Annotated in this window: 21 protein-coding genes and 1 pseudogene; 12 read left to right on the top strand and 10 right to left on the bottom strand. The window is 63.5% G+C overall.

The genetic code is table 11. From position 1 onward, the window contains the following. The first annotated feature begins 87 nt into the window (after positions 1-87). On the top strand, positions 88-459 hold the full coding sequence (locus tag BLT16_RS05065) for a hypothetical protein (RefSeq protein WP_089657443.1): 372 nt from the start codon (positions 88-90) through the stop codon (positions 457-459). 238 nt (positions 460-697) lie between these two features. Then, complete coding sequence (locus tag BLT16_RS05060; RefSeq protein ID WP_089657442.1) at positions 698-1,300, top strand: 2-hydroxychromene-2-carboxylate isomerase; 603 nt, start codon at positions 698-700, stop codon at positions 1,298-1,300. Positions 1,301-1,324: 24 nt separating this feature from the next. Here the strand turns inward: BLT16_RS05060 and BLT16_RS05055 are convergent, their stop codons facing one another. Continuing rightward, positions 1,325-2,269 carry an AraC family transcriptional regulator gene (locus BLT16_RS05055; protein WP_245701467.1) on the bottom strand — a complete coding sequence of 315 codons (945 nt, stop codon included), beginning with the start codon at positions 2,267-2,269 and terminating at the stop codon, positions 1,325-1,327. A 230-nt stretch (positions 2,270-2,499) separates the two neighbouring features. Here BLT16_RS05055 and BLT16_RS05050 point away from each other — a divergent pair, with 230 nt between their 5' ends. Both BLT16_RS05050 and BLT16_RS05045 read left to right on the top strand, forming a co-directional pair. Beyond that, complete coding sequence (locus BLT16_RS05050; RefSeq protein WP_089657440.1) at positions 2,500-3,222, top strand: SDR family oxidoreductase; 723 nt, start codon at positions 2,500-2,502, stop codon at positions 3,220-3,222. Positions 3,223-3,240: 18 nt separating this feature from the next. Next, positions 3,241-3,393, top strand: a pseudogene (locus BLT16_RS05045) (Atu4866 domain-containing protein); the annotation flags it as partial. A 9-nt stretch (positions 3,394-3,402) separates the two neighbouring features. On the opposite strand, the gene BLT16_RS05040 reads toward BLT16_RS05045, so the two are convergent. Beyond that, on the bottom strand, positions 3,403-3,774 hold the full coding sequence (locus BLT16_RS05040) for a YbaN family protein (RefSeq protein WP_245701463.1): 372 nt from the start codon (positions 3,772-3,774) through the stop codon (positions 3,403-3,405). Positions 3,775-3,916: 142 nt separating this feature from the next. Here BLT16_RS05040 and BLT16_RS05035 point away from each other — a divergent pair, with 142 nt between their 5' ends. Together BLT16_RS05035 and BLT16_RS05030 are read left to right on the top strand one after the other, a co-directional pair. After that, positions 3,917-4,846 (top strand): siderophore-interacting protein, encoded by a 930-nt coding sequence (locus tag BLT16_RS05035; RefSeq protein WP_089657438.1) that lies wholly within the window; start codon positions 3,917-3,919, stop codon positions 4,844-4,846. A gap of 22 nt (positions 4,847-4,868) precedes the next feature. Next, on the top strand, positions 4,869-5,450 hold the full coding sequence (locus tag BLT16_RS05030) for a cytochrome b (RefSeq protein ID WP_089657437.1): 582 nt from the start codon (positions 4,869-4,871) through the stop codon (positions 5,448-5,450). Positions 5,451-5,462: 12 nt separating this feature from the next. Here the strand turns inward: BLT16_RS05030 and BLT16_RS05025 are convergent, their stop codons facing one another. The 5 genes from BLT16_RS05025 to BLT16_RS05005 form a co-directional block, all read right to left on the bottom strand. Further along, positions 5,463-6,812 (bottom strand): TolC family outer membrane protein, encoded by a 1,350-nt coding sequence (locus tag BLT16_RS05025; RefSeq protein ID WP_089657436.1) that lies wholly within the window; start codon positions 6,810-6,812, stop codon positions 5,463-5,465. Continuing rightward, positions 6,812-8,173 carry an HlyD family type I secretion periplasmic adaptor subunit gene (locus tag BLT16_RS05020; RefSeq protein WP_089657435.1) on the bottom strand — a complete coding sequence of 454 codons (1,362 nt, stop codon included), beginning with the start codon at positions 8,171-8,173 and terminating at the stop codon, positions 6,812-6,814. Before BLT16_RS05020 ends, BLT16_RS05025 begins: the two co-directional genes overlap by 1 nt. Beyond that, on the bottom strand, positions 8,170-9,918 hold the full coding sequence (locus BLT16_RS05015) for a type I secretion system permease/ATPase (RefSeq protein WP_089657434.1): 1,749 nt from the start codon (positions 9,916-9,918) through the stop codon (positions 8,170-8,172). The genes BLT16_RS05020 and BLT16_RS05015 overlap by 4 nt, the downstream gene beginning before the upstream one ends. A 225-nt stretch (positions 9,919-10,143) precedes the next feature. Next, positions 10,144-10,713 (bottom strand): heme acquisition protein HasA, encoded by a 570-nt coding sequence (locus BLT16_RS05010; protein ID WP_089657433.1) that lies wholly within the window; start codon positions 10,711-10,713, stop codon positions 10,144-10,146. 138 nt (positions 10,714-10,851) lie between these two features. Then, a complete protein-coding gene (locus tag BLT16_RS05005; RefSeq protein ID WP_089657432.1) occupies positions 10,852-13,842 on the bottom strand; it encodes a TonB-dependent receptor in 2,991 nt (996 codons plus the stop codon). A 188-nt stretch (positions 13,843-14,030) separates the two neighbouring features. On the opposite strand from BLT16_RS05005, the gene BLT16_RS05000 reads away from it, so the two are divergent. From BLT16_RS05000 to BLT16_RS04990, 3 genes are all read left to right on the top strand, one after another. Continuing rightward, positions 14,031-14,435: an NUDIX hydrolase gene (locus tag BLT16_RS05000; protein WP_205600994.1), complete on the top strand. Its 405-nt coding sequence runs from the start codon at positions 14,031-14,033 to the stop codon at positions 14,433-14,435. 105 nt (positions 14,436-14,540) lie between these two features. Continuing rightward, a complete protein-coding gene (locus BLT16_RS04995; RefSeq protein ID WP_089657430.1) occupies positions 14,541-14,774 on the top strand; it encodes a ribbon-helix-helix domain-containing protein in 234 nt (77 codons plus the stop codon). Continuing rightward, on the top strand, positions 14,774-15,193 hold the full coding sequence (locus BLT16_RS04990; RefSeq protein ID WP_176817168.1) for a type II toxin-antitoxin system VapC family toxin: 420 nt from the start codon (positions 14,774-14,776) through the stop codon (positions 15,191-15,193). The genes BLT16_RS04995 and BLT16_RS04990 overlap by 1 nt, the downstream gene beginning before the upstream one ends. A gap of 34 nt (positions 15,194-15,227) precedes the next feature. Here the strand turns inward: BLT16_RS04990 and BLT16_RS04985 are convergent, their stop codons facing one another. The 3 genes from BLT16_RS04985 to BLT16_RS04975 form a co-directional block, all read right to left on the bottom strand. Next, entirely contained in the window at positions 15,228-15,836 is a 609-nt protein-coding gene (locus tag BLT16_RS04985; RefSeq protein ID WP_089657428.1) for a biliverdin-producing heme oxygenase, read from the bottom strand. 10 nt (positions 15,837-15,846) lie between these two features. Then, positions 15,847-16,845, bottom strand: a complete 999-nt coding sequence (locus tag BLT16_RS04980) for a FecR family protein (protein ID WP_176817167.1) — start codon at positions 16,843-16,845, stop codon at positions 15,847-15,849. Positions 16,846-16,931: 86 nt separating this feature from the next. Continuing rightward, the gene (locus tag BLT16_RS04975; protein WP_176817166.1) at positions 16,932-17,438 is read right to left on the bottom strand and encodes an RNA polymerase sigma factor; all 507 of its coding nucleotides are present in this window, start codon (positions 17,436-17,438) and stop codon (positions 16,932-16,934) included. A gap of 157 nt (positions 17,439-17,595) precedes the next feature. Here BLT16_RS04975 and BLT16_RS21165 point away from each other — a divergent pair, with 157 nt between their 5' ends. The 3 genes from BLT16_RS21165 (at position 17,596) to BLT16_RS04965 (ending at position 18,773) form a co-directional block, all read left to right on the top strand. Further along, positions 17,596-17,907, top strand: a complete 312-nt coding sequence (locus BLT16_RS21165) for a methylated-DNA--[protein]-cysteine S-methyltransferase (protein WP_340148243.1) — start codon at positions 17,596-17,598, stop codon at positions 17,905-17,907. 6 nt (positions 17,908-17,913) lie between these two features. After that, positions 17,914-18,111 carry a methylated-DNA--[protein]-cysteine S-methyltransferase gene (locus BLT16_RS21160; protein ID WP_340148246.1) on the top strand — a complete coding sequence of 66 codons (198 nt, stop codon included), beginning with the start codon at positions 17,914-17,916 and terminating at the stop codon, positions 18,109-18,111. 293 nt (positions 18,112-18,404) lie between these two features. After that, positions 18,405-18,773, top strand: a complete 369-nt coding sequence (locus BLT16_RS04965) for a hypothetical protein (protein WP_089657425.1) — start codon at positions 18,405-18,407, stop codon at positions 18,771-18,773. Positions 18,774-18,925: the final 152 nt, after the last annotated feature.

The raw sequence follows: 18,925 nt of genomic DNA, 5'->3' as shown, positions 1-18,925 counted from the left end.
CGGGCATCCACGGGCAACGCCCATCAGGTCGCCGCAACAGGCAAGCCCGGCAAGACGGATATGTCATTCAACGAGAGGGTTATCACCATGAAGTACACCACCATCATCATGCAGACCATCACCGCCGGCGCCCTGGTCATGGGCCTGGCCGCCCAAGCCACTGCCGCCAACGCCACCCAGGTACGCTTCGAGGTTGGTAGTCCTGCCCTCGGCGGCACACAGGAAGGCGTCCACGAGTACCGCGTCGCTGCCGAGGATAACCCGTCCAGCGAGCACTACGGCGCAGGCCACTATCGCACCACCTTCGAGGTCGGCAGCCCGGCACTCGGTGGCACGCGGGAAGGCGTCCACCGCCAGCGCGTCGAGGTCGAGATCAACCAGGCTGCTGATCGGGATGTCGCCCAGTCCTTGCATGCCGGCCCCAGCGTCGACAATCCGACGCAAGGCACCCGCGGCTAAGCTCAGTGCCACTAGCGCAACAGCCCGGCATAGCCATAACGGGCCACCCACTTGGGTGGCCCGTCTGCGTATTGGGGCCCTCCTCTCTGCGACGCAGGTCCTATCAGCATGGAATCTGGCTTATGGCCAACGCGGCAGCAAAAACACGCCTCCCCATGGCAGACCGCAACGGGCGCTATCACAGCTACACTGAGCCCAGCGCCCGCTGATGCCAGCGGCCGAAGCACAGGGAACCACCATGCCCAAGCACATTACTTACTACTTCAGCCAGGTCTCTCCCTGGTCCTACCTGGGCCACGCCAAGATCGGCGAGCTCGCCGCGCGATACGCGGCCACGCTCGACTATGTACCGGTTACCTTGAGCGCGGTCTTCCCGCGCACCGGCGGGCTGCCGCTCCCCAAGCGAGCACCCGAGCGTCAGGCCTATCGAATGGCGGAGTTGAAACGCTGGCCGCAGCTGCGTGGCGTGCCGCTCAACGTGGAGCCACGGCACTTTCCCACCGATGATCGCCCGGCTGCCCGCCTGGTGTTGACCGCCAAGGCACAAGGGCACGACATCGCCCAGTTGTCACTGGCTATCCTGCGGGCCTGCTGGCATGAAGAGCGTAACGTGGCCGATCTCGCCACCTTGGGTGACATTGCCACGGCGCTTGGCCTGAATGGGCCGGCCCTCCTCGAGGCGTCGGAAGCCGAGCCGGGGCAGAAACGCCTCGATGACGCCTGCGAGCAAGCGATTGCCGCCGGCTGCTTCGGTGCCCCCTGGTACGACGTCGATGGCGAACCGTTCTGGGGCCAGGACCGCCTCGAGCTGGTGGAGAAGAAGCTGGCCGGCGAGCTGTAGCCTGCGCCGACACGACTGAGCCCCTCAATGCGCCAGTGACATGCCAGCGGCCTGCGGCGGGGGCTGCAGCGCCAGCGAAGCCTTCATTTCGCGCACCTCCTCGCCCGGCGGCCGCCCGAACAGGCGCTTGAACTCGCGACTGAACTGCGAAGGGCTCTCGTAGCCCACCCGTGTGGCGGCGGCCGCGGCCGGCAGGCCATCCCGGATCATCAGCAGTCGCGCCTGGTGTAGTCGGGTCGACTTGATGTACTGCAGGGGCGAGGTTTGCGTCACCGCCTTGAAGTGCACGTGAAAGGCCGCCGTGCTCATGCCGACATCGCTTGCCAGGCGGCCCACCTCGAGGGCGTCGGCGTAATCTGCGTGGATGCGCTGCAGGGCCTTGGCAATCCGGCCGAACTGGCCCTGCTGGGCCAGTGCCGCGCGCACGCTGCCGCCCCGCTCACCAACCAGCACCCGGTAGTAGATCTCCCGCACGATCCCCGGCGCCAGCACCTGCGCCTCGGTGGGCGAAGAGAGAGCCTCGAGAAGCCGGCGCGTGGCATCCGCCATGGACTCCCCAAGCGGCGTCGAGAGCATGCCCCGTGGTATCGACTCTGAACATGCGTGCGCCTGATCCAGCATGAAGGCCAGCTCGGCCAACACGGCCATATCCAGCCGAATCGACATGGCCAGCAGCGGCTCCTCGGGGCTGGCCTCGGTATCCGAGGCGAAGGGCAGGGGCACCGACAGCACGAGATAGTGCAGGGCATCGTAGAGATACACGTCATCGCCCAGGTACCCCCACTTGCGCCCTTGGCACACGATCACGATGCTCGGCTCGTAGAGCACCGGGGTGAGTTTCAGCGGGCGGTCCGAGCGCATGAAGCGCACTTCGTTCAACAGCGACTGGGTATACCCCTCTTGCGGCGCTAGCCGATACAGCAGTTCGATCATTCGTTCCTGAACGGCGGGGTTTATCCTTGTCGGCATTCCGCCCCCTCCATCGCCTCGCCGGCGCAATACATGTTTAGGCAACAAGATTCGCCCTATTCAATCACCAATACAACTCATCAATAGAAACAGGCAATAGTTTCAGAGGAATGACCCTGTCGGCCTTGCCGGTGCCCCCTTAGGCTTTCCTGCATGACGCTCTTGCTCGTGGATCGATTATCCGAGCCCCGCAACAGGGTCGTCCCAAGCCCCCATACGGAGTCATGCTAATGAATAAGGTCATTCTTCTCACCGGCGCCAGCAGCGGCATTGGCGAAGCCACCGCACGACTGCTGGCCAAACAAGGCCATCGGCTGGTCATCGGCGCACGCCGCACCGACAGGCTGGAAGCACTGGCCCAGGCCATTCGCTGTGAAGGCGGCAGCGTGGAGTATCGCGCGCTGGACGTCACTCGGCGGGAGGATGTCCAGGCCTTTGCCGATGCCGCGCTGGCGCTTCATGGTCGCATCGACGTGATCATCAACAATGCCGGCGTCATGCCGCTCTCGCCCCTGGCCTCGCTCAAGGTTGACGAGTGGGACCGCATGATCGACGTCAACATCCGCGGCGTGCTCCACGGCATCGCCGCCGTGCTACCGACCATGCAGGCCCAGGGCAGTGGGCAGGTGATCAACATTTCCTCCATCGGCGGCCTCTACGTGGTGCCTACCGGCGCCGTCTACTGCGCCACCAAGTACGCCGTGCGGGCGATTTCCGACGGGCTGCGCCAGGAGCATGACAATCTCCGCGTCACCTGCGTCTATCCCGGCGTGGTGGAGTCGGAACTGGCCAATACCATCACCGATGCCAGCGCCGCCGAAGCGATGCAGAGTTTCCGCCAGATCGCCCTCAAGCCCGACGCCATCGCCGCTGCCATCGCTCACGTCATCGGCCAGCCCGATGAGGTGGACACCAGCGATATCGTGGTTCGCCCCACCGCAAGCCCGGCATGAGTCAACCGCTACGACGAAGCCCGTGGCGAGCGTGAGAGCGCCTACCAAGGCCGCTACCGCGTGACTGGCAGTTACATCGAGTACTGGGATGACAGCGGTTTCACCGCCGATGGAGAGTTCGTCGACGTTGTGCTCTATCACGCCGATATGGTGCTACGGCGTCGGCAGTGATACTCAGGTTCAGCGCGAGGGCGCCGAGGGCTCCGGTCGCGTAATCAGCCAGGCCGCCACCGCCACCAGTAGCGCCACGATCGCCCAGCGCAGCCAGCCCTCACCGAGGTGCAGCAGGATCATCACCATGCTGGCGCCGATCATTCCCACGGCGACGAACTTGGCTCGCCGTGGGATCGCCCGCTCCCTTTCCCAGTTCTCGAGCAGTGGCCCGACATAGCGCCGCGAGCGAATCCAGGCCTCGAAGCGCGGCGAGCCGCGAGAGGCGCAGTAGACCGCCGCCAGCATGAACTCCGTGGTCGGCAGTAGCGGCAGAAACAGGCCCAGAAAGCCCACAGCAAAGCTCAATGCCGCCAATGCCACCCATAACAATCGCACCATTACCATCGCCTCGTTAACCTACGGTTCATCCAATACCCATGAGAGTTAACGTTCCAGGCGGGGTTATTCATCATACCCAATATAATTGAGAATCATTACTACCAATGATAGTATTCCCACCTCACCATGGGAGTCATCCACTATGGCTGGACGCACGAGCTATCGCCTTTTCGATATCACCCTGGCACGCCGTACCCAGGTCAGCCCATCGCTTGTCAGGTTCACCTTCACCGGGCCCCAGGTTGGCCAGATGGCCACTCACGCGCCGGACCAACGCATCAAACTGTTCTTTCCCAAGGACGCCAACGGCCTAGACGCGCTGTTCGAGATCGCCAAGCTGGAAGAGCACGACTGGTTCGGCGCCTATCGTGCCCTGCCAGACGCCGAGCGCCCTCCTATGCGCACCTACACCATTCGCGCACTGCGCCCGGCACGCGGCGAAGTCGATGTCGAGTTCGTGCTGCATGGCGACAACGGCCCCGCCTCGCGCTGGGCGATGCGCGCCCGCCCCGGCGACCGCCTGGCGATGACCGCCCCGCTGGCCAATGCCGGAGGCGAAAAGCTCGGCTATGAGTGGAAGCCACCGCGGGGCGTCCGGCGCATCCTAATTATCGCCGATGAGACCGCCCTGCCGGCGGCCGCCGGCATCTTCGAGACACTCGACGACCTGCCCCTCGCCCCACAGGTAGAGGCCTTGATCGAAGTGCCGCGTAGCGAGGATATCCAGCCCCTCTCTCCCCCCGCCAAGCTGCGCTGGTTGACCCGCGATAGCGAGCCGGGTTGCGTACATGGCGACCTGCTGATGCGGGCCGTCCGCGACATCGACCTGCACCAGGAGATCCGCGCCCTGGGCGGTAAACCTCATGGAGGCTCCAGCGAGGGGCTCGATGAAGACGACGCCGCCCTGTGGGAGCCCGCGAGTCTCGACGACAATGCGCCCTTCTACGCCTGGGTGGCGGCCGAAACCAGGGTCACCCGGAATATTCGCCGCTATCTGGTCAACGAGTGCGGCCTGCCCAAGCAGTGCGTCACCAGCATGGGCTATTGGCGCCTGGGCAAGACCGACGACTGAACATCGCGTGGAACCTCGAAGCATGACAACACCGGCCAATCGCTGGCGGGATACCCCGGATCGCTATGGCCTCATCAGCCGTCTCCTCCACTGGCTGACGGCGGCGCAAGTGATACTGCTATTCGGCGTACTGCTGGCCTGGAAGGGATTCGGTGAGCACCCCGTCACCCTGCTGCTGGCAAGGATCGGCCCTCATGGCTCACTGGGCGCCATGCTGCTGGTGACGACGCTGCTGCGCGCCATCTGGGCCTACCGCCAGCGCCATCACCGACCGCCCCGCCCACCAGGCGTGGGGGGATTGCTGGCTAGGAGCGTGCACCTGGCCTTCTATACGCTGTTGATCCTGATACCGGCGCTGGCCATCCTGCGCCAGTATGGCCGGGGCGGCCACCTGATCTTCTATGGCATGGAACTGCTGCCGGAGGCGGAGCGCGAAATTGCCTGGATGATGGCGCCTGCTGATCTGCTGCACAGCCCCCTGGCCTGGCTGCTGCTGGCACTGATCGCTGGCCATGTGGCGATGGCACTGGCCCATCGCCTGTGGCTCAAGGATGGCATCCTGGCGCGCATGCTGGGCTCACCCCAGGCCACACGCGACACTTAACCAAACCCGCGCCTAACCTGCACCGAAAGCCCCCGCCACTCGTTCGATATCGCCAGCGTCGAGCACGCCCGCCTGCCAGCGCAGCGACAGCCAGGCGAGCAGGTAGTCGTAGCGGGCGCGGGCCAGGTCGCGCTGGGCTTCGACGTGCTGCTGTTCGGCGTTGAGGGCATCGAGGTTGGTACGCTCGCCGCCGAGGATGCTGCGCCGGGTGGCATCGAGCCGCGCTTCGGCGGCGGCCACGGCGTCGCGGTAGGCCTCGATGCGCCGCTGGCTGCTCAGGGTCATGCGGTACTGGCACTCGACGTCGTTGAGCAGTTCGGCCATGGCGCCGTCGAGCTCGAAGCGGGCCTGCTCCAGGCTGTCGCTGGCCTGGCGGCTGGCGGCGCGCACGCGCCCGCCAGCGTAGAGCGGCACCTGCACTTCCACGCCGATGCTGTCGGTGTCGTAGCGCTGCCCCACCTGGTTCTCGGCGTTGGAGTCGGTGATCTGGCTGCGCGCCACCAGCCGTACACTGGGCAAGTGGCCGGCGCGCTGTTGGTTTCGCTGCTGCCGGGTGGCTTCCAGCAGGCTACGCTGGGCGGCAAGCTCGGGGTTATGGGCCACGGCGCGCTCGCGCCACTCGTCCAGCGGCGGCAGGGCCGGCGTTTGCAACCGTGCATCGTCGCGTAGCGGCGCCAGCGCAGCGCCGGGCGAGTGGCCAATCAACACAGCCAGGGCATTGCGGGCATCCTGGCGGCGGTCCTCGGCCTCGATCAGCTGCGCCTCCACCAGCCGCCGCTGGGCCTCGATCTCCATCTGGTCGGTGCGGGTACCCTCGCCGCCCGCCACGAAGCGCCGGCTGCGCTCGGCCTCCTCTTCCAGGGCCCGGCCATGGGCGCGCATCAGCACCACCTCCTCCTCGGCATAGAGGGCGTCGGTATACGCCTGCAGCACGCGCACCGCCAGCGCCTGGCGCGCCCGCTCCAGGGTCAAGCCGGCGGCCTCGGCGCGTGCCTTGCCCTCACGATACTGAGCGAATGCCGCCGCATCGAACAGCGGCTGGGTCAGGGTGAAGCCGGAGGAGTAGCTGGAATACGCCAGGTTCTGCCGGGTCGGCCCCACAGGCGTGTCCTGGCGAATCTCCGCGTCGTTGCGCATGCGGCTATAGCGGTAGCTCAGATTGGGCAGCAGCGCCGCACGCCCCAGCGCCTGCTCGTGGCTGCCCGCGGCGCTCTCGCTGCGGGCCGCCTGCCAGGTCGGGTCGTGCTGCAGCGCCAGCTCATAGGCCTGGCGGAAATCCAGCGCCATGGCGGGCAGGGCCAGCAATGCGCTCCCGGTCACCAGCAGCCAGGCAGCGAGCACGCGGCAAACCAACTTATCCATCAGGCATCCCCCCAGGCGGTGCGGGCGCGATCCAGCAGCGGCTTGAACAGGTAGTTGAGCAGCGTACGCTCACCGCTGCGCACGAAAGCCTCCACCGGCATGCCGGCACGCAGGGCGTCACTGCCCAGCCCCTCCAGGTCCTGCGCTGCCACCTCCACCCGCAGGCGATAGTAGGGCTCGCCGCTGCGCTCATCGACCAGCCGGTCGGCGGAGACCTGGGCCACTTCGCCAGGCACCCGCGGCGTGGTGCTGCGCTCGAAGGCGGTAAAGGCCAGCTCCACCGGCAGCCCGGCATGCACCCGGTCGATATGCTCCACCGGCAGCTGGCCCTCCACCAGCAGTGGCTCATGCTCGGGCACGATCTCCATCAGGCGGCCGCCCGGCGCCACCACGCCGCCTTCGGTGTGCTGGGCCAAGCCCACCACGATGCCTGCGGCCGGGGCGCGTAGCTGGGTATGCGCCAGCTCGAACTCCGCCGTGGCCAGGCGGCCGGCCAGCTCACTCATGCGTGAGCGTGCCTGGGTCAAGGCGTCGCGTACGTCGCGCTGATACTCCTCGCGGCGCTGGGTCATGCGCAGCTGGAGTTCATCGATCTGGCGTTGGGTCTGCTCCAGGGTGCCGCGGTCGGCGACCAGCTCGCCCTGCAGTTGGGCGTACTGGCTCTCGACCTCCAGCAGGCGGTTGCGCGGGATATAACCCTCTTCCGCCAGGCCGCGCAGGTTGTCGCGCTGTTCGCCCAGCAGCGCCAGCCGTCGGCGCTTCTGCGTCAGCGATGCTTCGAGCCCGCTGGCCTGGGCGCGCTGGCCTGCCAAACTGGCGTCCAGCCCCGCCAGTTCCGAGGCGAGCGAGGCCTGGCGGCTCTCAAACAGCTGGCGATGCAGCGCCAGCACGGTCAGCCGTTCCGGGTCTGCCTGCTCGGTCAGCTCGGCGGGGTAATCGATGCTGGCGAGGCCATCGCGCTCCGCCTCGAGGCGGGCGATCTCCGCCAGGACGGTGCTGTACTGGCCACGCAATACGTCTACCTCGCTGGTATGGCGGGTCGCATCCAGGCTGACCAGCACCTGGCCCTGGGTGACGTGGTCGCCCTCGCGCACCCACAGGCGCTCGACGATGCCGCCGCTGGGGTGCTCCACCGCCTGGCGGTTGCCCGACACCACCACGGTGGCGGGGACCGCAACGCCGTTGTCCAACGGTGCCAGGGCCGCCCACACCACGAAGGCTACGAAGCCCGTCAGCAGCAGCCAGCCGCCCAGGCGACGCGGGCGCCGCCGCCGCTGCGCCATCGCTTGCCAGTCCGGCGTGGCCGACGCGATGGCAGTGCCGGTCTCGGCGCCATGCGCCGTATCGGGAGATAGGCTCATGCGCTGTTCTCCATCTGGTAGGGGCTGTGCGTCATCAGGGTCGCACCGCGGGCAGCGGCCTGACGTGACGCCCCCGCCTGCAGTACCTCCTGGGTCGGGCCGAACCGCGTCTGCCGGCCGTCCTTCAGCGCTAGCAGGTGGGTGGTGGCCTTGAGCACCTGAGGCCGATGGGTGATCAGCACCACCGTCACCTTGCGCTCACGCAGCCACTGCAGGGCTGCCAGCAACGCCTGTTCGCCAGCGTCGTCGAGGTTGGCATTGGGCTCATCGAGCACCACCAGCGATGGCGGGCCGTAGAGCGCCCGGGCCAGGCCGATGCGTTGCCGCTGGCCGCCGGAGAGCCCCACGCCGCCGTCGCCCAGCGGCGTGTCGTAGCCCTGGGGCAGCGACAGGATCAACTCATGCACCCCAGCCGCCTTGGCGGCGGTAATGACCTGGGCCGAATCCGGCTCGGCAAAGCGCGCAATATTCTCAGCCACGCTGCCGGCAAACAATTCCACGTCCTGGGGCAGGTAGCCGATGTGGGGCCCTAACTGGGCCTTGTCCCAGTGCTGGATGGCGGCGCCATCCAGCCGCACCGTGCCCACCTGGGGCCGCCATACGCCCACCAGCAGCCGCGCCAGGGTCGACTTGCCGGAACCGGAGGGGCCCACCACCCCCAGCGCATCGCCCGGCGCCAGGCGAACATCGATCTGCATCAGAGTCGGTTTGCGCCCTCCCGGCGGCATCGCGCTGACGGCCTCTACCGCCACCTCGCCCCGCGGCGCGGGTAGCGCCATGCCCGTTGCGCGAGCAGGATGCGCCTCCAGCAGCACCGCCAGACGCTGATACGCCAGGCGCGTGGTGCTCCACTGCCGCCAGGCGTTGATCACCTGGTCGATAGGCCCCAGCACGCGTCCCATCAGGATCGATCCCGCGATCATGGTGCCCGGGCTGATGGCGCCGCCCACCGCCAGCCAGGCGCCCAAGCCCAGCACCAGCGACTGCAGCGCCACGCGCAGGCTCTTCGATGCCGCGGTGATCAACGCCGTGCGCTCGCTGGCCAGCCCCTGCAGGGCGACGAAACCACCATGCAGCCGCGCCCAACGCCGCGACAGCGCACCCAGCATGCCCATGGCTTCGATGGCCTCGGCATGGCGCAATTGCGCCTCGGCGGTACTGGCGGCCTGCACCGACAGGCCGCCCGCTTCACGCAGCGGCGGCTGGGAGAGCCGCTCGTTGAGCCACGCCAGGCCGACCAGTAGCACCGCGCCCGCCAGTGCCAGGCAGCCGATCCAGGGGTGGAACAGGAACATCACCAATAGATAGAGGGGAAACCATGGAGCATCGAAGAAGGCAAAGATGGCGTTGCCGGTGATGAACTGGCGCAGCGAGTCGAGATCCCGGGTGGCCTGGCCGGCCTGGGCACCCTGGCCGGCCAGGCCGCGCTCGAAGGCTGCCGTATAGGCCCGCTCGCCGAGCCGCTCATCCATGCGCTCGCCGACCTGGATCACCACCAGGCTGCGCACATACTCCAGCGCCCCCATCAGCGCCAGCAGCCCCACCGCCATCAGCGTCAGCAGCAGCAGCGTGGTGGTATTGCCCGAGGCCAGCACCCGGTCGTAGACCTGCAGCATGTAGAGCGGCGGCACCAGCATCAGCAGATTGATCACTGCGCTATAGACGCCAACGCTGCGAAAGCCGCCGCGATAGGCCCCCAGCGCCTGGCGTATTTCGTTACGCGGCTCGCCGCGCGAAGGTTTCATGATGGGCTGCCCCTAAATAAGCGTCGTGGAAACTCGGCGCGCCCCCGTCGGGGCCCGCTCATGTATCTGTTCCGCTCATCACAGGGTCACGGTAGCCAGGCTTGACATCGCACCACTGCTGGCGACAATGCCAAGGCACCGCGCCCCGGGCACAAGGCCCGTGGCGCGGTGATCAAAGGTTGCGGCAAGGGGACTCCCCTTGCCTTTTTTATTATGTGGCGATGCTCAGGCAGCCAGGGCGACGTCGAGGTCGCTGGTGCTGGCTACGCCGGTGGTTGGCGCCGGAATCGGATCATCGAGAAGGCCGGCATCGTCCAGTACCGCCAGAAGGCCTCCACCATTCGGTGTGCCGGCGCTGTCTTCCGCCCCATCCACGGAGCCGTTCATCAGACCCCAGATAACGTCGTGGATGTCGTTGTCACGACCTTCGGACTGATCGGCAGTCAGCGGATTTTCGAAGGTGAAGGTGATGAAGTCGCTGGACACCGTACCATCGCTGTTCAACCCACCTCCCAGAGTCAGTTCCTCGAGAGTGCCGTATAGCGCATGCTGGGCGAAGTCGTAGGAGAGGTCTCCTACGGCAGAGAAGGCAAAGTCGCCACCATCGAGAGCCATGGCATAGGTATCGCCCGACAAACCGGATGGAGAGCCATTCGTATAGAACCCACCGGTATTGCCGGGATGCTCACCCGAAACACCGTAATCCTCGAATCCTACCAACAGTTCCTCAAGCGTAGAGGGGGGTGGAAAGATATCAGGAAAGTTGGCCTGATCGTAGTCGTAGCTAATGCTCATGATCGTTACTCCTTATTTGGTCACTCTAACTCGACAAAACACCCGCCGAGAGTTCCGAGGCATAATTCCTATGCCCCACCTTTATGCCGAGAGATTTCGGCATCCTCCTCGAGCATGGCGACATGCATCACCACGCTCTCAGAACTGAAGTTCCACTCCTGCAATCGCCGTACGGCCGGGACCATAGGTCTTGGAGAATATATCTGAGTAGCCAGTGACGTAATTCTCGTCGCGCAAGTTCTCCACCGAGGCACGCAGCAGTACATGGGGATTGACACGATAGCTGGCGTAGAGATCCCAGGTGGTGTAGCCGGGCCAGATGGGCGTATCGAAGTCGTCCGGCCCGCCATCAGCGCTATAATTGAGGCGCACCCCCATATCCAGGCTGCGGTCGAACAGCCGTGTCCCCAGAGTCCAACTGCCGCGGTCCATGGGCACATTGCGAGCACTGTTCATACCGAATTGCGCAGCCTGTCCTCCTGAAGCGCACACTAGGCGCTGGTCCAGATAGTCTTCGTAGGAGTCGTAACCACCATCTATCGCCCACTGATGATTTTCAGAATAGTTACCATCCTCGTCAGGCATATCATCTCTTACCCAATGACTGCCCAATGGATACTGTTTCTGACAAAAATCCTGATCTCCTCCCAGCACATGGGTATAGTTGAGCCGCGAGTACCAGATGCCAGCATCGTAATCGAGTTCCAGCTCGACACCACGAAATTTCATCGGCATCTGGTTGTTGATGAACATAGTATTACCCAACCCACCCGTGTCACCGGGCAGGGTATTGACCATACTGGTAATCAGGTAGTTGTGGGCCTTGGTGTCGTAGTAGGACAGTTTGGCAAATAGCCGGTCATCTCCGGTAAAGACATCCTGGAATGCGGTATTAATACCCACTTCCCAGCTACGCGTGGTTTCTGGCTCGGCATAGGGGTTGGGATACATGGTGGCGAAGGGGTCACTGGGATGGCTACCCTCCATCAGCGACTCGGTCAATGCCGGTGGACGCCAGCCTCTCCCCCAACTGGTAAACAGTTCCAGCCAGTCGTTGGGGCGATAGGCAGCCTGCAGAGTCGGCAGTAGCTTGTCCATGCTATTGTCGACTTCATATTCATATACCCCCCGCTGAGACTCCCACTTTGGCGCAATCCAGTTCGAATTGTAGTAATAGTCGTACCATCCGGTATCGCGCAGCATCTGCTGCTCTTCAGGGGTCCACCTTTCATCGAATTGTTCTTGGCGCGACGTGTATGTCCACTCCGTTCCCGGAACCTGGGTATCACCTTTTAGACGGTAATAATCGTAGCGGAGTCCAGCACCAAGAGTATAAGTATCGTCCTCCCATGTCAGGTTACCAAAGATACTGGTAATACTTCTCCGTCCATTGGGCTGCAGGCTGTTCTCGGCTACATCAACGACACTTCCTTCGCGGTCCCTGACAGTATCTGCATCACCGCGGTCCTGGAAATACTCGATGCCATGATTGAGAGAAAATCCATCCAAACTTCCCAGCGAGAAGTGCGCGGTATTCTCAAGGGCGATGCCATAAGTCTCGATCTGCGTCAGTACATTAGATCCAAGTCCGGCAGCGCATTCATTTTGCCAATCTTCGGGGAATGGTGTTTGATCGCACAAGCCACTGCTCCACGCTGCCTCCGTCATATTGACATCACCTTCAAACACCGGTCTTCCCGACTGTGTATAGCGTTCATTCTGGGTATCGACGTAATAGATCAGGGCGCTGAGATCCACCAGAGAAGATTTCGGATCAAACCTGTAGTCTAGACCAAAAGACTGGGTTTTTGCCTCGGCGTCACCGTATTTATCCCAAGCATCTTCTCCATCAATCGAACTACCATCGACAGGGTTTACAATCTTACGATCAGAAACATTATTGTAGCCAAGTTCAGTACCCACATAGGAAAATTGCAAAGATTGACTTTGCGTCAAACCTAGACGAGCCTTGAGTAGTGTAGACTCCTGGGTGTAGTCGGAAAAGCTGATGCGGTCGACGACCTGGGTCGTATCACGTCCTTCAAAATGATCCTGAACACCGGTATCCAGAAACTCACTATCCCCTCCTCGCATTCCAGGGCTATAATCGCCGAAGCTGCGCCGGCTTTTCGCCGCCAACAACTCCCAGCGGTCGCCAAAACGTCCGGCCACCGCGGCACTACCGATGAAATTGACTCCGTTACCCTCGCTGCCAAGGCCGGTGTTGGCCCTTAAGCGCACGCCGACATCGTTGCCTTCCATGATGATGTCGTCGTAATCGAGTGTTCTGAAATTGGCGCTACCAGCAATAGCGCCAGCCCCATGCATACCGGAACTCGGCCCCTTGTCGATGACAACACTGCTGAGAAGCTCGGAATCAACGTAGAGATTGCCATTGCGCTGCTGGTGGGCGTTCTCATTAAAGTTTTGTCGCATGCCATCGATCATGGTGTTGACACGCCCAAAATCCTGCATGCCGCGAATATTGACCGATAGACCAGGGTCCTGCGCACTCACTGCGCTATACACCCCAGGAGTCTCTTCCAACATATCAGCGGCATGGCGAGGAGGCCGGCGATCGATCTGCTCGCGGCTGATCACGCTCACCGAGCGCGGTTCATGGTAGACCCAGTCGTCGCCGATGCGGTCGGCTTCGACCGTCAGGGTGCTGAACGCCACTTGGTCGCCGGTGCTGGTCATCGTCGCCGGCTGCGGCTCGACGATTTCCGCGGTGCGCTGGTTGCTGTACTCGATGTCCAGCCCGGTGCCACTCAGCAGGTGTCTTAGCGCCTCATCAGCGCTCATCTCGCCGCTGATGGCCGGCGCCATGGCATCGATGGCCTGGGCATCCGGACGCAGCACCGAGATATTGGTGATGGCGGTAAATTCGCCGAGTGAGTAGAGCAACGACTGCTCGGGCAAGTCAAAGCGGTAGCGCTGCTGGGCGAGCGGCTGGCTCTCCCCCTGCCCCATCGCTTCTCTGTTCGCCCCCGACTGCCCATGGGCCTCGCGCAGCCCGACGAGCGCCACGAAAATCGCCAGCATCGTGACGATGCCGACCCCCTCAGCAACCTTGCGATAGTGGCTCTTACCCGCGCTGGGCAGCCTCCCTCGCTGTTCATGCTGCATGTGAATTCCCCCTCCGCACTGTAATTTATTGAATGATTGTGCTTCTCATTCAAATAACGTCCAAGGCAGGGAGGTTCCTCAACGATTCTCGCAACATGGGCTGAAATAGTGGCGCAGCGGGGAGCGCGTCGGCGTTACGCTAGGGGTAAGTTTGGCTCGGGGTGGCTCGAGCATCGATGGAGGGCAGTGTGCCGAGAACGATACAAGCCGCTTGCGCGGTCATTCAGCGCGAGGATGGCGCCATCCTGATGGTGAAACGCCTTAACCCGCCCGAAGCGGGCTTATGGTCGGTGCCCGGTGGCAAGGTCGATCCAGGAGAGAGTTTGCGTGACGCCGCCGCTCGCGAGGCGTTCGAGGAGACGGGGTTGCGCGTCGAGGTTGGCCAGCGGCTCTGGACGGCACAGCTGGCCTGGGATGACGACATCGTTTACGAACTGCATGACTTCGCCGCTAGCCCCATCGGCGGTGTGCTGCAAGCCGGCGATGACGCCGCCGAGGTGCGCTGGGTGCCTGCCGATCAGATAAGCAGCATGCCGCTGGTCGCAGCACTGCTCGATCACCTACGCGCTGCGGGCTTGGCTCCCCGCCGTTAGCAGGTTGGCTCCGACGATAGAGGGATGCCTCCGGGCAATTGCCCAACAGTATAAGTGGGCATATACTTTTCGAAGAGTTGCCTGCCCTTCAGTGGGAGAAAAACCATGCCGCAGATCACGCTATATCTCGATGCAGACACGGAAGCGATGGTCAATGCACAGGCCAAGGCCTCGGGTCAGTCGAAAAGCCGCTGGGTAGCGGAGTTAATCCGTCGTCATGCCCATGATCAATGGCCGGACTCCTGCCGAGCGCTGGCCGGCAAGTTCCCTGACTTTCCCCTGCGTGAAGACGCACCCGCCCAGGACCCAGCAAACGACGTGCAAAGAATAGGGTTTTGATGCTAGTGCTCGATAGCAACACCATTAGTTACTACTTCCGGGGCGACCCGCAGGTCGTGACACGCATGCTGGCGCTCAAACCCTCCGACTTGGCTGTTCCGGCCATTGTCGTATACGAACTGAAGTACGGCTTAAACCGATTGCCCGACGAAGCGTCGTGCCCTCGTTTGCAAGCACTGGACACCTTGTTGCAATCGGTATGGAAACTGCCTTTCGACGATGGATGCGCCGACGTGGCCGCGAGCCTGCGAGTCAGTCTTGAACGTCAAGGCAAGCCCATAGGGCCAATGGACACCTTGATCGCTGCCACCGCACTGCATCATCGTGCGCCACTGGTAACTCGCAATGTGAAAGAGTTCTCGCGCGTTCCAGAATTGAACATCATCAATTGGCATTCTGATCCACCGGATGGGCACTAACCGCGCCAGCCAGCGACCGCCGATCGGCGGCATCTCAACGCGCCAGCGAACGTGCCTGCGTTTCGACATAGGCGAAAGCCTCCTTGGCCCCGGCGATCGCCTGGGCGATGTCTGCCTCGCTTAGCGCTATCGCATCCAGCTGCTGGGTAAAGTTGCGCCAGTGCAGGCCGCGGCCATCGTCACTGGGCGCCAGGTGGCGCGCCCCGTAATTGGCAGTCAGCCCTAACGCGGCGGCGCGTTTGAACAGAAAGGCCGCCCCCAGATTGGAGCCCTCGTTCACATACAGCCAACCCAGCAGATAGGACGCCGCCTCACTTGTCGGCGCTGCCAACGGCTTGGCCTTTGCCTGCCGTTCGGCGTCGACGTTAAAGTCCTGGCAGTCGCGTACCACGGCGGCGTATCGGCAGCGCGGGCCCAGGTCGGCGATCCAGTCGGCCAGCTGCGGATGGCGATAGCAGGGCAGGCAGCGCTGTTGAAAGCCATATTGCACCCGCAAGAAGCGCGCATAGCCTTCCAGGTCGTCAAAAGGGCGCAGCGTCATGATCGCGTGATCGACCCGCTCATGCTGCTCTCGGGTGGCATGCTTGAGGCGCTTGCTGAGTGGCTGAACGGTGGTCTGCTCTGGCGGGGTTACGGTTTCCATGAGGGCCTCGTCATAGGGAAGGGACAGTTTGCTGGGTAGGATGCGCTGGCGACGCCAGCCAGGTAACGCCTGGCAGCCGCCTGACGGTTATCCCCAGGCTGGTTTCCAGGGCATCGAGAATGGCGTCGGGATCATGGGCGGGAAAGCTACCGGAAAGCCGATAGGCCCCCGCCTCATCGCCGCTGACCACCACACGCCCCGGCAGCATGCGCTCGAGCTGCACGGCCACCTCGTCGAGTGCGGTCTGGTCTAACAGCAGCTGGCCGCGGGCCCAGGCTAGCCGGCCCCTGGCATCGATCTCGCTGGGCACCCCAAGGGCTGCGCCACGCTGGAGCTCGATCATCTGGTCGGCACCCAGCACCTCCTGCTCGGCGCTGCCGCCACCCTGGCCATGGGAGACGGCGACACGCCCCTCCTCCACGGTGACACGGACATCACCGGCGCGACGCTCTACGGCAAAGCGCGTGCCCAATACCTCGGTTCTCGCCTCGCCGGCCAATACCGAGAAGGAGCGCGTCGGCTCATGGGTCACATCCACCCACAGCCGGCCTCGGCGCAGCGTCAGCTGCCGTCCGCCATCCGTCATCTCGATATCCACGGCGCTATCGGCATCGAGAAACAGCCGGGTGCCATCTTCCAGCGTCACCTGCTGGCTATGCCCCGGCGCCGTGGCCAAGTCTGCCATCCACCTGTCGAACAGACCGGGATCGCGCCAGGCGCCGAAGCCGAGCAGTAGCGTCAGCAGCAGGCATGCTGCCGCGGCCGACGGCCAGGATTGGTGCGACGAGGCCGGGCGGGCACTCGCTTCGCGCTCGGCGAGTAATTTGGCCGGCGCTTCCACCGCTTGCCAGAGTCGCTCCGCCTCTGCGTAGGCCTCGGCATGACGCTCGCTCCGCGCCAGCCACGCCTCGAAATCACGCCGATCCGCCTCGTTGGCAGAGGGGTCTCTCAGGCGCAGAAACCAGGCCATGGCTTCATCGTCGAGCGTCTCCTGTGAAGGTAACGCCACCTTGGAACATCTCCTCATCGCACGCTCATCACTGTTTCGGCACTTGTGGTTGTCTTTTCTAATAACGCGTCAGTTGCCAAACTCCCTCATTCCTCGTCATGCCGACGTTGCCACTGGCGACATACCCGCATCGCTCGCATCATCTCCTTCTCCACGGTGCTCACCGACACCCCCAACCGCTCGGCAATGGCGGCATAGGTCTCGCCCTCGATGCGGTTGAGCAGGAAAATACGCCGCGTACGCGCCGGCAGTGCGTCCAACTCCGCCGTCAGGCCACCCCAGCGTTCCAACGTGGCGGCAATCGCCTCGGGACTAGGATGCGCGTCATCCTGCTCCTCTGCCTGAGCCCCCTCCTGGTGACGCTGGCGTACCTTCTGGGCACGCAGATGATCGAGGGCCAGATTGTGCGCGGTACGATAGAGCAGCCCTACGGAATCATCTGCCCTCGGCTGGCGATGCCATAGCTTGACGAAGGTATCCTGAGCCAGATCTTCGGCTTCGGCCTCGTTGTCGACGAGACGGTTGATCCGCTGGACCAGTCGCGGGCGTTCCCCGAGAAACATCTTTAGCAGCGAGCGTGGTGAAGTGGGCATAGGACAGGCAGCATCACGTTGCGATGACATGGTTAGCGATACATCATGAAACAAACGAGACGCATTATCAAAAAAGCATCATGACGACACCGTGGACCTGCCGGCGTTGCTCATGCAACATCCAGGGACAACTGCCCGCCATTTGCAGAGGATGCCCATGCCGCTTGCCGACGCTTCCCTGACTCCCGGCTTCATGGTGGATTACTACCACCCTCCCTGTGCCGATGCCCTGGGCCTGATCCTCCTCCGCGCCAATCACGATGGCCTCACCGAGGTCGCGTTCGTCGCCAGCGAGGACGATGCGCCCCGACCGGGCGAGCTGACCGCGCGGGCCAAGGAGCAGCTCGAGGCGTACTTCACAGGCGCTCGTCGCGACTTCGACCTGCCACTGGCACCGCAGGGCACCGACTTCCAACGCCGCGTCTGGGAGGCACTGGCCAGCATCCCCTTCGGCGAGACTCGCTGCTAAGCCGAGATCGCCGAACAGCTGCGCTGCAAGGGCGGCCAGCGCGCCGTGGGAGCGGCCAACGGCAAGAACCCCATCGCCATCGTGGTGCCCTGCCACCGGGTGATCGGCAGCGACGGGCGGCTGACCGGCTACGCTGGCGGCCTTGGCCGCAAGCAGTGGCTGCTCGCCCACGAGGCAGGCGAGGTGCCCCTCGCCCTGATCTGACCCCTCAGCGGGTCACCACAGCAGCAGCGCCATGCCGCCCACCAGGAAGTTGGGCGTTGGCTGCTGGACGCGTTCGACCGGGACACACATGGCACCGCGCGCCACAACATCACTGGCTAGCCAGCGACTGATATCAGACGCGTCAACGGCCCAAGAAAAAAATCTCACGAAACTGCATCTACGCCTCTCGACCGGCCGTACATGGAAGTGACAAGCGGTTTTAACGGCCGACATGTCGCAGGACTTGGATTAAGCGACATGGCGATATCATCTAAAGAAGAGAGGTAAACATCATGAAATACACCACTATCATCGCCCAAACCATTGCTGCCAGCATGCTTACCCTGGGCCTGGTGGCCCAAGCTGCTGCGGTTGAAGGAACCCACACACGCGTCGAGATTGGCAGCCCAGCCGAGGGCGGTACCCGAGAGGGGTTCCGTTTCGTTCAGGTGGAAAAGGATCAAGACGCCATGCATCGCGCCGCGTCAAATGATCACCTCCCATCCAAGGTGGGCAACCCGATGATTGGCGGCACCCGTGAAGGCCTGCATCGCCACAATATTGAGTTCGTCGGCTCGGCGGATAATAGCGAGTATTCCACCAGTAGCGATAACAGCACCCTCGCCGAGGATCTGCAACTCAGAACCGGTACCAGTGGCTAGTAGCGGCATGGCCTAGCGTCAAGGCGTTCTAGCAACGCGCAATCCTCGTAACACGGGCCACCCAATGGGTGGCCCGTTTATCACACGATACACTGCAGCATCATATCGGCATGGCCTACCAAGGCATTCGGGCGACTCATCGGCATTTCACC

Origin of the sequence: Franzmannia pantelleriensis, assembly GCF_900102875.1 — a bacterium.
Lineage (GTDB): Bacteria > Pseudomonadota > Gammaproteobacteria > Pseudomonadales > Halomonadaceae > Franzmannia > Franzmannia pantelleriensis.
The sequence above is the reverse complement of the archived record's forward strand: the minus strand, read 5'-3'. Positions and strand labels throughout refer to the sequence as shown.

Coding starts and splice junctions, on each gene's coding strand:
- BLT16_RS05065 (WP_089657443.1), top strand. CDS start 88: ATGAAGTACACCACCATCATCATGCAGACCATCACCGCCGGCGCCCTG.
- BLT16_RS05060 (WP_089657442.1), top strand. CDS start 698: ATGCCCAAGCACATTACTTACTACTTCAGCCAGGTCTCTCCCTGGTCC.
- BLT16_RS05055 (WP_245701467.1), bottom strand. CDS start 2,269: ATGCCGACAAGGATAAACCCCGCCGTTCAGGAACGAATGATCGAACTG.
- BLT16_RS05050 (WP_089657440.1), top strand. CDS start 2,500: ATGAATAAGGTCATTCTTCTCACCGGCGCCAGCAGCGGCATTGGCGAA.
- BLT16_RS05040 (WP_245701463.1), bottom strand. CDS start 3,774: ATGGTGCGATTGTTATGGGTGGCATTGGCGGCATTGAGCTTTGCTGTG.
- BLT16_RS05035 (WP_089657438.1), top strand. CDS start 3,917: ATGGCTGGACGCACGAGCTATCGCCTTTTCGATATCACCCTGGCACGC.
- BLT16_RS05030 (WP_089657437.1), top strand. CDS start 4,869: ATGACAACACCGGCCAATCGCTGGCGGGATACCCCGGATCGCTATGGC.
- BLT16_RS05025 (WP_089657436.1), bottom strand. CDS start 6,812: ATGGATAAGTTGGTTTGCCGCGTGCTCGCTGCCTGGCTGCTGGTGACC.
- BLT16_RS05020 (WP_089657435.1), bottom strand. CDS start 8,173: ATGAGCCTATCTCCCGATACGGCGCATGGCGCCGAGACCGGCACTGCC.
- BLT16_RS05015 (WP_089657434.1), bottom strand. CDS start 9,918: ATGAAACCTTCGCGCGGCGAGCCGCGTAACGAAATACGCCAGGCGCTG.
- BLT16_RS05010 (WP_089657433.1), bottom strand. CDS start 10,713: ATGAGCATTAGCTACGACTACGATCAGGCCAACTTTCCTGATATCTTT.
- BLT16_RS05005 (WP_089657432.1), bottom strand. CDS start 13,842: ATGCAGCATGAACAGCGAGGGAGGCTGCCCAGCGCGGGTAAGAGCCAC.
- BLT16_RS04995 (WP_089657430.1), top strand. CDS start 14,541: ATGCCGCAGATCACGCTATATCTCGATGCAGACACGGAAGCGATGGTC.
- BLT16_RS04990 (WP_176817168.1), top strand. CDS start 14,774: ATGCTAGTGCTCGATAGCAACACCATTAGTTACTACTTCCGGGGCGAC.
- BLT16_RS04985 (WP_089657428.1), bottom strand. CDS start 15,836: ATGGAAACCGTAACCCCGCCAGAGCAGACCACCGTTCAGCCACTCAGC.
- BLT16_RS04975 (WP_176817166.1), bottom strand. CDS start 17,438: ATGCCCACTTCACCACGCTCGCTGCTAAAGATGTTTCTCGGGGAACGC.
- BLT16_RS21165 (WP_340148243.1), top strand. CDS start 17,596: ATGCCGCTTGCCGACGCTTCCCTGACTCCCGGCTTCATGGTGGATTAC.
- BLT16_RS04965 (WP_089657425.1), top strand. CDS start 18,405: ATGAAATACACCACTATCATCGCCCAAACCATTGCTGCCAGCATGCTT.